This is a genomic window from Vibrio sp. SNU_ST1, assembly GCF_030563405.1.
Lineage (GTDB): Bacteria > Pseudomonadota > Gammaproteobacteria > Enterobacterales > Vibrionaceae > Vibrio.
Genome location: NZ_CP130748.1, coordinates 777768 through 791846, shown reverse-complemented (window position 1 = coordinate 791846; position 14079 = coordinate 777768). Strand labels below are relative to the sequence as shown.

Sequence of the window (14079 nt, the reverse complement as noted above, 5' to 3'; positions counted from 1 at the left end):
GCTGTTAGTACCGCTATGTTTTCGTCGCTAGTTAGCGAAAACTCTATTTAACAAAAAAACTCTATTTAACAAATAAGCTAATTAGCGAAGAAACTCACTTGGATAATAATCTAATCGATTAAACAGCCAAGTGAATCAGCTTAGAAGCCGTAAGATGCACCGAATACGAATGCGTTGTTTGTCTTAGATGCACCGTTTGCGAAATCTACACCGTTAGCTTGGCTGCGGAACTCGAAGTAAGGTTGAACACCTTGACGAGTCCATGTTGCACGAAGCTCGTGGTCCATTGCTTCAGCATCAATCATGTATACGTTGTTGTAGCTAAGCGCTAGGTCTTCGTTTACAGAGTAAGCAATGCGGTTATCCATACGGTAATCTGTGTCAGCATCAGCAGAAGTGTCATCGATGTGTGCACGAGTACGGTTACTAATAGAGATACCGTTATCGAAGTTGTAGCCAATTTTAACCAGTGGACGGAACTGAATGCTCTCGCCAGCAGAGAAGACATGTTGGTAACCCGCTGCAACCCATAGGTTGTCAGTGATATTGAAAGCTTGCTCACCACCAACAGTGATGAATGCATTTGCTTGACCAGTTGTTGCGTCGCCACCAGTTTCAGCAGCAGTTAGACCTTCAAGGTCGCCAAGTTGGATGCCATCAAACTCAGTGTAAACAGTTAAGCCGCCTAGAGAGTTGTCAAACGTGTGGCCAGCTTCTAGAGTCGAAGTCATATCAGAACCGTGGATACGGCCATCGTCGTGAAATTGGATATTACCTGTAACGTAAGAAGAACCAGCGAAAGCACTAGAAGCGAAAGCAAGAGAAAGTGCACTTAGAGCGATAATTTTTTTCATAGTAAACTGCCTTAGTTTAAATTTTTCAGCGACATATCTTCGGTATATCATTCACCTTCGCCGCTTGAGTAATTGGTAGCCTCCCTGGCATGAAATCTATCTTGCTCGAATTAATTTACGTTTCAAAATAAAAGGGCAAACAGAGTGATCTCTCTCACCATCAAAAAAAGGAAAGTTATTTAAATTAAATAAATCAATAACTTAAAAACATAAAAATAGATAAAAAAGGAAACCCAATAATCAAAACGGATCACGATCACGTTATTTCACGGCATAAAATTAGATTCAGTTGTTTCAATCACACCTGATTTATAGTTTTTTATGACCAACTTATTTTTTGAAGAGAAGAATGAGAAGTGCGTCACTTTTGCGATGAAGCTCACCTTATGTGCATTGTTGACGTTATAAACAAAGGCTATTTCTATATGTTTCAGTTTAAGAAATGTACCGAACTTAGTTTGAACGAAAAAAAAGCTCCCACTTTTATCTGAGTAAGATAATAGCTAGGGAGCTCATCTATTAATGTTGCTTATCGATTATTTAACCGATGTTACTCGACTTACTTTCTCGCCACTTTCAGAGATAGAGCGGATGTAAATTTCGCCTGAAACCGATGGACGTTGTTGCTCATCGTACGTTAACCAGTTTTCGCCATCAGCAGAGTACTGAAGCTCTACACCTGGGAATTGAACGTTCATCGCTAGCTTGCCATCAACAACCTGAGCGCCCGGTACTGGTAGTCGGTAATCAATACCTGCTTTCTCAAGCTTAGCCAACTCACGTTGACCTACAATATTCGCGAAGCGATTAAAGTCGCTGTTTAGAGCCTGCTTATTCACCAAGTCAGTATCTTGAGAATATTCAACACCCACTTTGTAGTCGTTTTCCCAATCTGCTCGGTGCCATGCACGCTCAGCTGCTGCAAGTACACGAGGGAACACCATGTATTCATATTGCTCGTCAGTACGTACTGTTTCAGACCAAAGCTGTGCAGACAAACCGTAGAAAGGTTTCGCTTCAATTTCGCCTTTGCCAGAGAAGCCATTGCCGTCACGATCTAGAGATGTTTCTGCGTTTTGTGGCATGTTTTCTGGTGCGAAGCCAAACATCTTACGAGTATCGGTTGCACGCGTTGCCCAGTAGTAACCGCGCTCTGCTGCGTCAACTTCGTATGGCATATCCATGTATACGTAGTCCGGGTTAGAGACAATCACGTCATACCCTTTCGCAGACCAATCGTATACTGATGAAGTACCGCCCCAGTAAAGAACATCCCAGAAGTTCACTCGAGTGCTTTCTGTTGCAAATGCTTTCTCACCTTCGCTGTATTTCAGGCCATCTTGCCATGCTTGGAAATGAGGAATGCCTTTGTCAGCAACAATCTTAGACACCTGCTCTGCAAAGTGACTTGGCAGGTGGCCGAAGTCGCTTACTGTGCCATCAGCGATCAAAGACTGACACTGTGGAGACTGTTGGAATGGCTTATCTTGTTTAGACAAATCGATGTTGCCTTTCCAAGCGACTTTATCTTCTGCATTAATATCTTGTAAGCCAGCGCCTAACTTGATGTTTTTCGCTTCATCGCCGCCGAAGTGCCAAGTCGTTAGTGGAACGCCCGCTTCTTGGTGCATTGCCGCCACTTCAGAGATCACTTTATCGACAAAGTGAGTAGAAGATTCCATACATGGATTAATGAAGCTTTGCTTATCGTAGAACTGAACCGTGGTTACGTTCGATGTATCTTGTGGATCCATCAAGCGATATTCACTTGCTTCAGCCTCTTTACCTTCCGCCATTAGGCGAGTGTAACGCGCTTCCATTGATACCACAGCAGAACGAGCGTGTGCTGGCATATCAATTTCTGGAATTACTTCGATGCTGCGCGCTTTTGCGTAGCTTAAGATCTCGACGTAATCCGCTTTACTAAAGAAACCAGAGCCAAAGTTGTCTGTTGTTGGACCTGAACCTAGCTGAGGCAGTAAACAGCTTTGCTCATCCAAATCAAAACAACGATTAGACCCTACATCCGTTAGCTCTGGTAAACCTGGGATTTCCAAACGCCAGCCTTCATCATCTGTTAAGTGAAGGTGCAGTTTATTCATCTTGTATGCCGCCATTTGGTCCAGCGTTGCTAAGATGGCATCTTTTGAGTGGAAGTTTCGAGCAACATCCACCATCACACCGCGGTAATCAAAGCGCGGTGCATCTTTGATCGACAGTTGTGGTAATGATTCAGCGTTCTGGCTGTCTATTAGGCCAAAAATAGACTGAACTGCGTAGAAAGCACCTGTTTTATCAAACGCTTTAATCGCAATCCCCTCTTTCGAGATTCTTAGTTCATAAGCGCCAGATTTCGCTAAATCACCCGTAAACAGAGTAGGAACAACGGCAACACTAACAGGTAGGTCGCCACTCACATCTACGTTTACCACATCTGCACGTTCTTCAATTGCTACGAACTGCTCAGCATCGAATGCCTCTTTAGGTAAGGCAATACCACCAGCAATATTCACTGAACCTTCACCCGCTTCTACCGACATTGGCGTTGGTAGTAAAGTGGTTGATACGTCTTGCGTTGCTAGATCCGCATTCTTTTCGAAACGCGTAACAGCAGTCGCCATTACGTTGTTGTCATCAGGTGTACGCTTAAGGTTGTTTCCTTCCAAACCGGTTACGAACGACGCGACATCTTCCGTATTCAATGATGCAATCATCTTAGGTTCTGCGTTTGGCGCCGTTACGAATGCACCTGGCATAAAGTCAGTTTCAAACAGTTGCCAGTATTCACTCGTTAACGGAAGAACCACTTCTTCACCAGCCGCAAAGCCGTCAAATTTTTCAGTAGGTTCTAGCTTGTGAAGGTCACCAGTGACACGAGTGATCTTAAATTGCTCATTATCAACATCTAGAATAAGACGAATACTGTGGAAATAGATGCTCCAATCTTTTGAATCAATCGCTTCGCCGTCATTAGTTAGCGTCATGTTTACTTTGTTACATGACGCCCATTCAGCACCTAGGTCCTGACAAGCCAAGCCTTCATTCGCACCATGGTTAGTTAGAATTTCGTACTGCACATCAAGATTATCAGCCAGTGCATCAACTACTTTTTGCTCTGGTGCTTGTGTTACTGCACAACCTGTCAGTCCAGCCAGTACCGCTACAGATAGTAAGTTTCTCTTCAACATCGTATTCACCCATAAATTTAAAATTGAGTCAGAAGCAAAGTGGAGCGCTTCGAAAGTTAGATAAACTATATGGGCTTATTTTTTGCCGTGAATTAAATCAGGTTAATAAAGTGATCGGCTTCAAATCTCAAAAACACTGATAAAATTAATTATATTAAAATCATAAAGTTACAATCTACGGCACTTCCGTCATTTTTATTTTGACGTAAAATTTGAGAAATGAATCACAATCTTTTTAATGAATTTCATAAAATCATGTCGCTGATAGAGAGAAAGGTTTGAGAGTCTGTTCGTCTTGTTATACTTTTCGTACAAACAACGTGACATCGTTCTAAAAAAAAACCGTTAAAATACAACGTCAAAATCAATTTTAACGAGTTCATGTCTTTTAATAGGAGCTTTCATTGCGCACATTTTGGTACGTAACTTTATTCGTTCTCGCATTTTCAGCTAAACAAGCTGCGGCCGAACCTCTTTATTGGAAAGCCAAAAAGGATGATCTGACCCTCACCATCTTAGGTTCCGTGCACGTTGGGGATGAAAGTATGTACCCACTTCCTTCAGCGATCACCGACGCGCTAAAAAACAGTGATGGCTTAGTCATTGAAACGGATATAAGAAAGTCTGATGGCGTTGTGTATCCTCACAACAAACTCACTACAGCCGATGTGCTCAATGAAGAACAGCTGCAATTATTAACCGACATCTCAAAATCATTGGGTATGCCAACACAACAACTGCTTAACTCACCGCCTTGGGCAACCTCTCTTTCTATACAGATGCAGCAGTTAAAAAACCTTGGTTATGGCTCCGCCGGCGGTGTTGATGCGACGCTAGCTTACAAAGCGACTATCCAAGATGTTCCGGTTATCAGTTTAGAACCACTACAATTCCAAATAGACCTGATGACAAAACAAAAGGATGACGGTAAGGAATGGTTAGTCAGTAGCCTTGAGGAATTTGACCAAACTGGTCATGTGGTTCATTGCCTAATTGAAAGCTGGAAAGCGGGTGATTTAGCGAAGCTGGAAGCCTTCGCAGAACTGTCTGAGATGTCGCCTGAACTTGAGAAAGCATTCTTAGCCGATCGAAACATAGACTGGGCAAACAAACTATCCGCCAATGATTGGAAACTTGACTCGAAAGAGAGCTACTTAATTGTGGTTGGTGCCTTGCACCTAATAGGAGAAGGTAACTTATTGCAGTTGTTAGAAGAGAAAGGTTTCAATGTCACTCAACAATCACAAAGCCAACAGGCTCATTGTCAGTTTGAGGCTAGTGACGACAACTAACTAAGTTCGATACCATGACCTCCTCATAATATAACCATTACCTAATAACTGAATCATTACACTTAATCGCACCATAACGGTGTTATTATCTTTCGCTCTTTTATATTCGGTGTTGTTCACATGAAACTAGTACTCTTTGCTTTACCTTTAGCCCTTGCGATCCTCATGCCTACGGTAGCGACGGCTAAAGAAACTTGTACCATCGAACAGTTTCAGGCGATAGACATTCAACCGGATACAAAAGGCGGTGTGTTCGATAAAGAAAGCGGCCAGCTTCTGATTACTGAGAAGCCACCGATGCGCTGCGCCAATATTACGTTCATTACATCGACGACACGCAACCGTATCGCGAGCCAAATGAATAGCAAATTTGAAGCGAGCTTTTACGATGGCCAAACGGGTAACTCTCACTCGGTGACGTTTAACAAAGATGAAGTAAAAGCCGGTTATATTCGAATTGGTCCAAATAACCCTGTTGAAGCGTATGTTTGCTTTGTTACCTCAGAGACGCCAATCAGGAACATCACATGTGATGTGAAGTAAACAGATTTTCGGTTGGCTTATAGAATCAATCCTTGTCCCTAAGCTAGGTGATAAAATAACAAGAGATTCCCGACTCGCTCCTTCGTCGCTCTAGGGAATGGCACATATACCAGAACGCAAAAAAGCCGTAGCCCCCTCTATTACGAGAGTGCTACGGCTTTCTTCAATGTGGCAGTGAAAAGCTTTGAATATAAGGCGAACCCCACTTTGGCTCTAATCCTATTTCCTATGATCTGAAACGACAAAAGCCTGCTCAATGAGCAAGTTTTCTTAATGTGGTCAGTGAAGAGCTTGTTTTGAACATCAGGCGAACCCCACTTTGGTTCTGATCCTATTTCCTATGATCTAAAACGGCGAAAGCCTGCTCGTTGAGCAAGCTTTCTCAATGTGGCCAGTGAAGAGCTTATTTTGAACATCAGGCGAACCCCACTTTGGTTCTGGTCCTATTTCATATGATCTAAAACGACAAAAGCCTGCTCATTGAGCAGGCTTTCTTAATGTGGTCAGTGAAGAGCTTGTTTTGAATATCAGGCGAACCCCACTTTGGCTCTAATCCCATTTCCTATATTCTAAAACGACGAAAGCCTGCTCATTGAGCAGGCTTTCTTAATGTGGTCGGTGAAGAGGGATTCGAACCCCCGACCCTCTGGTCCCAAACCAGATGCGCTACCAAGCTGCGCTATTCACCGAGATATCTAACAGGCTGATTGCCTGTCGATGAAGCGTATAATACGGATTCTGAATTTATCCGCAAGGGCTTTTTGCTCTCTTTTTTACAATACCGAATCGTTCGAACAAAAGACGTACAGGTAAAATGCTAATGTGACGAAAAACACACAGTTGCCAACAAGTATTTAACTTATGCAACAGGATTGATCCAGATCAGTGAATTGATAACACCAATTAATACACTAACTCGTGTCATATAACTTTGAGGTATACACATGGACTTTTGGCTAGAACTCCTATTTGGTAATGCGGTGGGACTATCTTCAATGATAGTAATCTTCGGGGCTCTAGGTCTCATGATGTTCTATGGAGGCTTCTTCATCTACAAAGTTATGACTGAAAAATCTCCTCACTAGAATCGCTCAGCCTAAATTACCTACTTGTAAGTATCATTTTCTTTAAGTAGGTATAAACGCTTTGCACCGGATCTGACTTATTGTCTTCTCCGGTTTTTTCATTTTTAAACCCAGCTTCAACTTAGGTATACTTACCCTATCCTTCTCCAACTTGAGATACACACTATGTCTCATGATGACGACTTAGATCTATTCCAAGAAATGATGGGCGATGTTAAACGTATCGACCATGACACCGCCGAACACCAAAAAGTACACCGAGTGACAGAATCTCACCTTGCCAAGCGTGAAGCCGCTATGTGGCTGTCTGACGACGAGAAAGACTACTTATCATTAGACTACTCTCCAATGATCAAACCTGACGATGTCATTGCTTATAAGAAAGATGGTGTACAAGAAGGCGTATACAAAAAGCTGCGCTTGGGCAAGTATCCAATTCAAGCTAAACTCGACCTTCACAGGAAAACACTGAAAGACGCTCGTAACGAAGTACTCTCATTTTTGCGTCAGTGTTTAAGAATGGATGTTCGCACCGTTATCATTGTCCATGGTAAAGGTGAGCGTTCGAATCCACCAGCAATGATGAAAAGCTACGTGGCAAATTGGCTAACACAAATTAACGATGTTCAATGTGTTCATTCTTCTCAGCAATTTCACGGTGGTACAGGCGCTGTCTATGTCATGCTCAGAAAGAGTAATGACAAAAAGCTAGAGAACAGAGAGCGCCACCAAAAGCGCAGCAGTTGATAAGTTGAGATAGATAAGTAAGCCGATAGCGGTCTTGCATCAAGAGCGATATTTCGTGCCTAGACTCACACCAAGTGCTAAAATTGTCCTCAGTTAACGAATTCCAACTCAAAGCAACTATTCAGAGGTTGCTTTTTGTTTATCTATATTTCCGTTGTGAAACGCTAAGAGAATATCATGTCACAAGAATCCCAAGCTAAACGCCTTAATAAATACATCAGTGAAACTGGTTTTTGCTCACGCCGTGAGGCCGACAAACTCATTGATGCAGGCCGAGTTACTATTAATGGCAAGATCCCTGAAATGGGTACTAAAGTCTTGCCAGGTGATGATGTTGAGATCGACAATAAACCTGTTCGCTCAAAAGAGAAGCCTATTTACATTGCTCTTAATAAACCAACAGGTATCACCTGTACTACTGAGCGTGATATTCCAGGCAACATCGTCGACTTTATAGGTCACCACAAGCGTATATTCCCTATTGGTCGTCTAGATAAGCCTTCTGATGGTCTTATCTTCTTGACCAACGATGGCGACATCGTAAACAAAATCCTACGTGCAGGTAACAACCACGAGAAAGAATACGTGGTACGTGTAGATAAGCCGATTACGACTGAGTTCTTGAAGCAAATGGGCGCTGGCGTTCATATTCTCGATACTGTTACCTTGCCATGTAAGGTAGAGAAAGAGACCAAGTTCTCGTTTCGCATCACATTAACGCAAGGCCTTAACCGTCAGATTCGCCGTATGTGTGAAGCTCTCGGATATGAAGTATTTAAGCTTCGCCGAGTTCGTATTATGAACATCTCATTAGACGGCATTCCTAACGGAAAATGGCGCTACCTGAGCGACGAAGAGATCACTGAAATCTTGGCGATGTGTGAAGGCTCAGTAAGTACTGAAGATGCGTCAAAAATGAACGCGAAAGGTCAACGCATTCGTAAAGCGACCGACGCGAAACTCTTTGATAGCCGTGAAGAGAACCAAACTTCAACTGCGCGCCGTAATCAAAACGAGAACCGCACTCGCACTTACCGCGGTAACAATGCGGATGAATTCCGTCATGCGCCTAACTCAAAGCGTGGCCGTAACTCATCAAACGGTGAAAGCGGTGGCGGTGGCAATACCGAGAACTGGAAATCAAACTCTCGTTCAGAGCGTTCTAATTCAGATAAAAACCGTTCGGATCGCAATCGCACAGATCGCGACAATAACGAACGTAGAAGCGGTAAACCGACAAACCGTAGTCAAGATTCAAACAGACCGAACAAACCTGCACCGAAACGTGTTAGTGGTACTTTAGGTTTGAAGAAGTAGTCAGAATCCTTTCAAACGGGACTGCCTATAAAGAAACGCCCGCTAGATTAGTCTAGCGGGCTTTTTATTTGTGATCATGTACGTTTATCATTATGGAAAGCACAAGCTACAGGCATAGTTCAGCAAACTGACCACGCGTAAGTAGTACTAAGTCTTTCGGGTCTAGCTCGATCTCTAACCCTCTCTTCCCTGCACTCACACATATCGTTTCAAAATCGGTAGCGCTGGAATGAACAAAGGTAGGCAATGCTTTTTTCTGACCAAGAGGACTGATTCCTCCCACCACATAACCTGTGGTTTTCTGAGCAATATCTGGATCAGCCATCTCTGCTTTTTTACCTTTCGCCGCTTTTGCTGCAAACTTTAGATTTAGCTTCTGATCGACGGGAATAACGGCAACCGCCAAATCTTTCGCCACACCATTCAAGCTGAACAAAAGCGTTTTGAATACACGTTTGGGATCTTGACCAAGCGCTTCGACAGCCTCTAATCCATAATTCGTGTTATTCGCATCATGATGATACTGATGCACACTGTGAGCGATTTTCTTTTTCTTGGCGAGATTGATTGCAGGGGTCATAACAAATCCAAACGATAGATAAACAAAAAGCGACGCCGAGGCGTCGCTTTAGTTAAATTTATCATGGTGCTTGAGTCAATCTAATTTAGCACCTAATGATTCAATTAACTGGGTTCAATTACTTGTAAACCATTTGACCTGAAGGCGCGTACTTGTTCACATCAACAGGGCTGTTTGCTTCTAGGTACTCTTTTAGTACTTCAGCGTCAACAAAACCTGTGTTCACAAAGCCAGGGTGATCAGACAATTTAGGGTAACCGTCACCGCCAGCAGCGTTAAAGCTTGGTACCGTAAAGCGGTATGTTTCATCTAAACGAAGCTGCTTACCACCGATGAAGACATTCGATACTTCACCATCAGCAACCGTCATAGAAATACCTGCAAACTGTGCATAAGCACCTGAATCAACAGGTTTAGTCGCCACTACGTTTAGGTAATCTAGAACTTCTTTACCAGTCATATCAGTGTAAGTCAGGATGTTTGCAAAAGGCTGTACTGTTAGTACATCTTTATAAGTCACATCGCCGGCTTCAATTGAGTCACGAACGCCACCAGAGTTCATCACAGCGAAGTCTGCTTTTGCACGCTCCATGTGAGAAGTCGCAATCAAACGACCTAGGTTAGTTTGTTGGAAGCGAACTACGTTACGGTCACCTTCAAGCTTGCCATTTGTCTCAGCGATTTGAACTTCTAACTGAGCTTGGCCCTGTTCTTGGAAAGGACGTAGGAATTCAAGCAGCTCTGGATCTTGTGCGATTTCATCTTGAATAAGAACACGTTGCTTCTTACCGTCAATCTTAACTTTCTTCTTAAGGTTAACGGGAACCAAGTCGTAGCTCACCATCTCTAGTTCGCCGTTACGGAATTCGTAATCAGCACGGCCTACGTACTTGCCCCACTCGTGAGCTTGAACGATGTAAGTACCGTTTTGAACGTCGGGTTTACACTCATCACCCGGCTTGAAGTTTTGCTTCGCAACGTTAGGGCCTTCCATACATACAGGCTCTTGAGAGTGGCCACCAACGATCATATCTAGATCGCCTTCATTTAGGTAACGAGCTAGTGCTACATCACCCGGAGCATTAACACCACGCTGACCATTTTCGTAGTGACCCATGTGAGTCACAGCGAAGATTAGATCTGGTTTTTCTGTTTCTTTAAGTTCAGCGATCAGTTTCTTCGCTTCTTCTTTAGGGTCGCGGAAATCGATACCAGCAATAAATTCTGGGTTACCAATTTTCGCAGTATCTTCAGTCGTTAGACCGATAACAGCAATCTTGATACCTTGCTTTTCAAACATCTCGTAAGCTTGGAATTTACGTTCGCCTGTCGCTTTGTCGTAGATGTTTGCAGATAACATTGGGAAGTTTGCCCAGTCGATCTGTTTTTGCAGTACGTCTAGTGAGTTATCGAACTCATGGTTACCCAATGCCATTGCATCGTAACCAATTTTATTCATACCTTTAAAATCAGGTTCTGCATCCTGAAGGTCTGACTCTGGTACACCAGTGTTGATGTCACCGCCAGATAGAAGCAACACGCTACCGCCTTCTGCTTCAACTTCTGCACGAAGTTGGTCAACAAGCGTTTTACGTGCAGACATGCCGTATTCGCCGTATTTGTTCTGCCAAAAACGACCATGGTTGTCATTCGTATGCAGGATAGTTAGCTTATAAGTTTCGTCTTGGTTCCAATCATGAGTTGGTTGAGACGCACATCCAGCTAAAGTAGCTAGGATTGCAGCACTTAGTGCTGTCTTTAGAATAAGGCGTTGCTTCATTGTCATACCTTTGAACTTTTTAGGGGAATCCACTGCTTTCTATAATCTATTGTGACTCCTTGTCTGGAGTTCGAACAATAAGACTTCAACATGACTAATCTTAAATTAACATTCTAAATGTAACACGACGATTTCATATTTATGTCGAATTGGTCACGCATAGATCAACAGTTAAGTGTAACAAAATTATGAGATTACACTCAAACTTCCCCTGCATCACAGGCAATCGTTTACTTATAAAGTGTGATGAGCGTCAGTAATTCACTACAAACAGGACAGACCTCACACACCTATACCGCTTTCTTAGGGAATCAGAGGCTCTGTTAACAAGGATTTAATCGCCTATCGTAGATTGACGCACTGTAAAACAAGTTCGTGAACAGCCAGACTGACAGCTTAGTCATAGCCCAAACAGGCCGAGGCTTCGGTGAACTAAACGGATGTTCCATTAAAAAACGCCCAACTCTAAGAGTTGGGCGTTTGTCTATTACAATCAAATAACGAGTTAACATTCTCTAGTTAATACTAGTGATTTAACATCAGATAAAGCTATTTGATTTCGATGTGCTCGAAGCCTTTGATAAGGTCATCAAGTGCTTTCATCTGCTTCAAGAACGGTTCTAGTTTATCTAGAGGTAGCGCCGATGGGCCATCACAGCGTGCTTCATCCGGGTTAGGGTGAGCCTCAAGAAACAGACCAGCAATACCCGTCGCAATGCCCGCTTTAGCTAGTTCAACCGTTTGCTCACGACGACCGCCAGATGCAGCACCTGATGGATCACGCATTTGAAGCGCGTGAGTCACGTCGAAGATAATTGGGCTGCCGTTTGATGATTTTTTCATTACACCGAAGCCAAGCATATCAACAACTAAGTTGTCATAACCCATGCAAGAACCACGTTCACAAAGAATAATGTTGTCGTTGCCACACTCAGCAAACTTATCAACGATATTACCCACTTGATCTGGGCTCATGAACTGAGGCTTCTTCACGTTGATTACCGCGCCAGTCTTAGCCATAGCTTCAACAAGGTCGGTTTGACGAGCTAGGAACGCTGGAAGTTGGATTACATCAACCACATCAGCAACAGGCTGAGCTTGTGCTTCTGTGTGGATATCAGTAATGATCTTCACGCCAAAAGTATCTTTCAGCTCTTGGAAAATTTTAAGACCTTCTTCCATGCCAGGACCACGGTATGAGTGAACTGAGCTACGGTTTGCTTTGTCGAAAGACGCCTTAAATACATAAGGGATACCCAGCTTCTCTGTTACTTTCACGTAGTGCTCACAGATCTGCATTGCTAGATCGCGAGATTCAAGAACGTTCATACCTGCAAATAGCGTAAATGGCTTGTCATTAGCAATTGGCATATTGCCAATGTGAACTGTTTTCTGTTCCATCATATTCTCTCTAAATAATTATTAATTAGTGAACAACCACTGTCTTTTCGTTCATGACGTTCACTTGAGATTTTAGTAGCTCAGATGCAGGGTCATCTGGGCATTGGTCGATAAAATATTGATAATCTGTAGCAGCGACTTGATGACAGTCTAGCTGCTGATAAATAAAGCCGCGGTCGCGGATTTCATACGGATCATCCGGCACAAACGTTAAGGCAAGGTCGGTACACTTCAATGCAAGTGTATAACGCTCTTCTCGCAGCAATGCACTCTTAAGTAACGCTAGCCACTTACCAATAATCGTTGGGTGGTCAGCAACTTCTAAGTGTTCAGCTTTCACCTTAGCTAGTGGGCCATCGTGCCCAATAAGCCATGCTCGTAAAGTTTGCACGCCAACGTACTCGCCGTTGTACGGGTTAATGTATACAGCAGCTTGCCCGAACCAACTCACTTTAAGTAAGAATTGAGTTGGGAAAGATACGCCTTCAACAGGGAAGCCTAACTTGCGACCTAGATACAGAAAGATCGCACCAAGACTCACTGGAATGCCTTTTTTCCTCTCAAGCACTTTATCGATAAATGCGTTTTCCGAAGAAAAGTACGCCTCTTTATCGCCGGCAAAGCCCCACTCATAAAAGAATAGTCGAATAAAGGATTCAAACTTCTGCTGTTCATCCGTTTCGTTGACCAAAGCAAACTCGGCGTCTTTTAACAATCTCGCTAGCTCTTGCTCAGCCCAACTGTCTTGAGTTTCAGGGTTAATCGCTTTATTTAAGATCAATGCACCTTCAGCTAACTCTAGCTGGTCAAAGTCTTCATCAAAAAATTCGTACATAGGTTGTTAACCGAAATAAGGAGATAATTAACCGAAAAATGTTGGTGTCTTCGTCATTGCAATTTTACCTGCCATCGCTAACCAGCCAAGCGCACCAAAGAAAGAGAACACTCTCAGTAGCTTGTTTTTACCTAGCTTAAGCGCAAAAAAGCCCAGTGCGATGTAAGCCATAACACAAGTTAGTTTTTCGGTTAACCATGGTGCTGCTGGTGTAAATGGAATAAAGCCAGTGATAAAAATCAAACCAATACCCGAAAGCAACAGCAATGAGTCATTGATATGAGGGAAACGCTGTAAGAAAGGATGCTTAAGCTTCGGTGAGTTAGCCATCATAAGAGCGAAACGAATCGAAAGAAGCAGTGCGCTTATAGCAATCGTTAATAGGTGAAAATGTTTTAAACCTTCGTACATGGTATTCCTTTATATTTTTATATGTCTTTCGTTAACACGAGCCACA

The 14079-nt window shown here is 43.1% G+C and carries 12 protein-coding genes and 1 tRNA gene; 5 read left to right on the top strand and 8 right to left on the bottom strand.

Translation table 11 applies throughout. From position 1 onward, the window contains the following. Window positions 1-140: 140 nt before the first annotated feature. Window positions 141-854: an oligogalacturonate-specific porin KdgM family protein gene (locus Q5H80_RS03570; protein ID WP_009848608.1), complete on the bottom strand. Its 714-nt coding sequence runs from the start codon at window positions 852-854 to the stop codon at window positions 141-143. A gap of 536 nt (window positions 855-1390) precedes the next feature. Next, the gene (locus Q5H80_RS03565; protein WP_304568814.1) at window positions 1391-4042 is read right to left on the bottom strand and encodes a beta-N-acetylhexosaminidase; all 2652 of its coding nucleotides are present in this window, start codon (window positions 4040-4042) and stop codon (window positions 1391-1393) included. Between the two features lie 404 nt (window positions 4043-4446). Between Q5H80_RS03565 and Q5H80_RS03560 the strand changes: the two genes are divergently transcribed. Continuing rightward, a complete protein-coding gene (locus Q5H80_RS03560; protein WP_304568813.1) occupies window positions 4447-5334 on the top strand; it encodes a TraB/GumN family protein in 888 nt (295 codons plus the stop codon). A 120-nt stretch (window positions 5335-5454) separates the two neighbouring features. Next, complete coding sequence (locus tag Q5H80_RS03555) at window positions 5455-5877, top strand: hypothetical protein (protein WP_304568812.1); 423 nt, start codon at window positions 5455-5457, stop codon at window positions 5875-5877. Window positions 5878-6489: 612 nt separating this feature from the next. On the opposite strand, the gene Q5H80_RS03550 is transcribed toward Q5H80_RS03555, so the two are convergent. Continuing rightward, window positions 6490-6566 (bottom strand) — tRNA-Pro (locus Q5H80_RS03550). Window positions 6567-6821: 255 nt separating this feature from the next. Here Q5H80_RS03550 and Q5H80_RS03545 point away from each other — a divergent pair. The 3 genes from Q5H80_RS03545 (at window position 6822) to rluF (ending at window position 9026) form a co-directional block, all read left to right on the top strand. Further along, complete coding sequence (locus Q5H80_RS03545) at window positions 6822-6962, top strand: DUF3149 domain-containing protein (protein ID WP_004736246.1); 141 nt, start codon at window positions 6822-6824, stop codon at window positions 6960-6962. A 165-nt stretch (window positions 6963-7127) separates the two neighbouring features. After that, window positions 7128-7709, top strand: a complete 582-nt coding sequence (gene smrA / locus Q5H80_RS03540; protein ID WP_304568809.1) for a DNA endonuclease SmrA — start codon at window positions 7128-7130, stop codon at window positions 7707-7709. Window positions 7710-7886: 177 nt separating this feature from the next. Next, window positions 7887-9026 (top strand): 23S rRNA pseudouridine(2604) synthase RluF, encoded by a 1140-nt coding sequence (rluF, locus tag Q5H80_RS03535; RefSeq protein ID WP_304568807.1) that lies wholly within the window; start codon window positions 7887-7889, stop codon window positions 9024-9026. A 106-nt stretch (window positions 9027-9132) separates the two neighbouring features. On the opposite strand, the gene ybaK is transcribed toward rluF, so the two are convergent. From ybaK to Q5H80_RS03510, 5 genes are all read right to left on the bottom strand, one after another. Beyond that, the gene (gene ybaK / locus Q5H80_RS03530) at window positions 9133-9606 is read right to left on the bottom strand and encodes a Cys-tRNA(Pro) deacylase (protein WP_009848722.1); all 474 of its coding nucleotides are present in this window, start codon (window positions 9604-9606) and stop codon (window positions 9133-9135) included. Window positions 9607-9724: 118 nt separating this feature from the next. Then, window positions 9725-11386: a bifunctional UDP-sugar hydrolase/5'-nucleotidase UshA gene (gene ushA / locus Q5H80_RS03525; protein WP_304568805.1), complete on the bottom strand. Its 1662-nt coding sequence runs from the start codon at window positions 11384-11386 to the stop codon at window positions 9725-9727. Between the two features lie 549 nt (window positions 11387-11935). Beyond that, a complete protein-coding gene (gene kdsA, locus Q5H80_RS03520; RefSeq protein WP_304568804.1) occupies window positions 11936-12790 on the bottom strand; it encodes a 3-deoxy-8-phosphooctulonate synthase in 855 nt (284 codons plus the stop codon). Between the two features lie 22 nt (window positions 12791-12812). Next, window positions 12813-13622 (bottom strand): SirB1 family protein, encoded by an 810-nt coding sequence (locus Q5H80_RS03515; protein WP_304568802.1) that lies wholly within the window; start codon window positions 13620-13622, stop codon window positions 12813-12815. Between the two features lie 27 nt (window positions 13623-13649). Continuing rightward, the gene (locus Q5H80_RS03510) at window positions 13650-14033 is read right to left on the bottom strand and encodes a SirB2 family protein (protein ID WP_009848726.1); all 384 of its coding nucleotides are present in this window, start codon (window positions 14031-14033) and stop codon (window positions 13650-13652) included. Window positions 14034-14079: the final 46 nt, after the last annotated feature.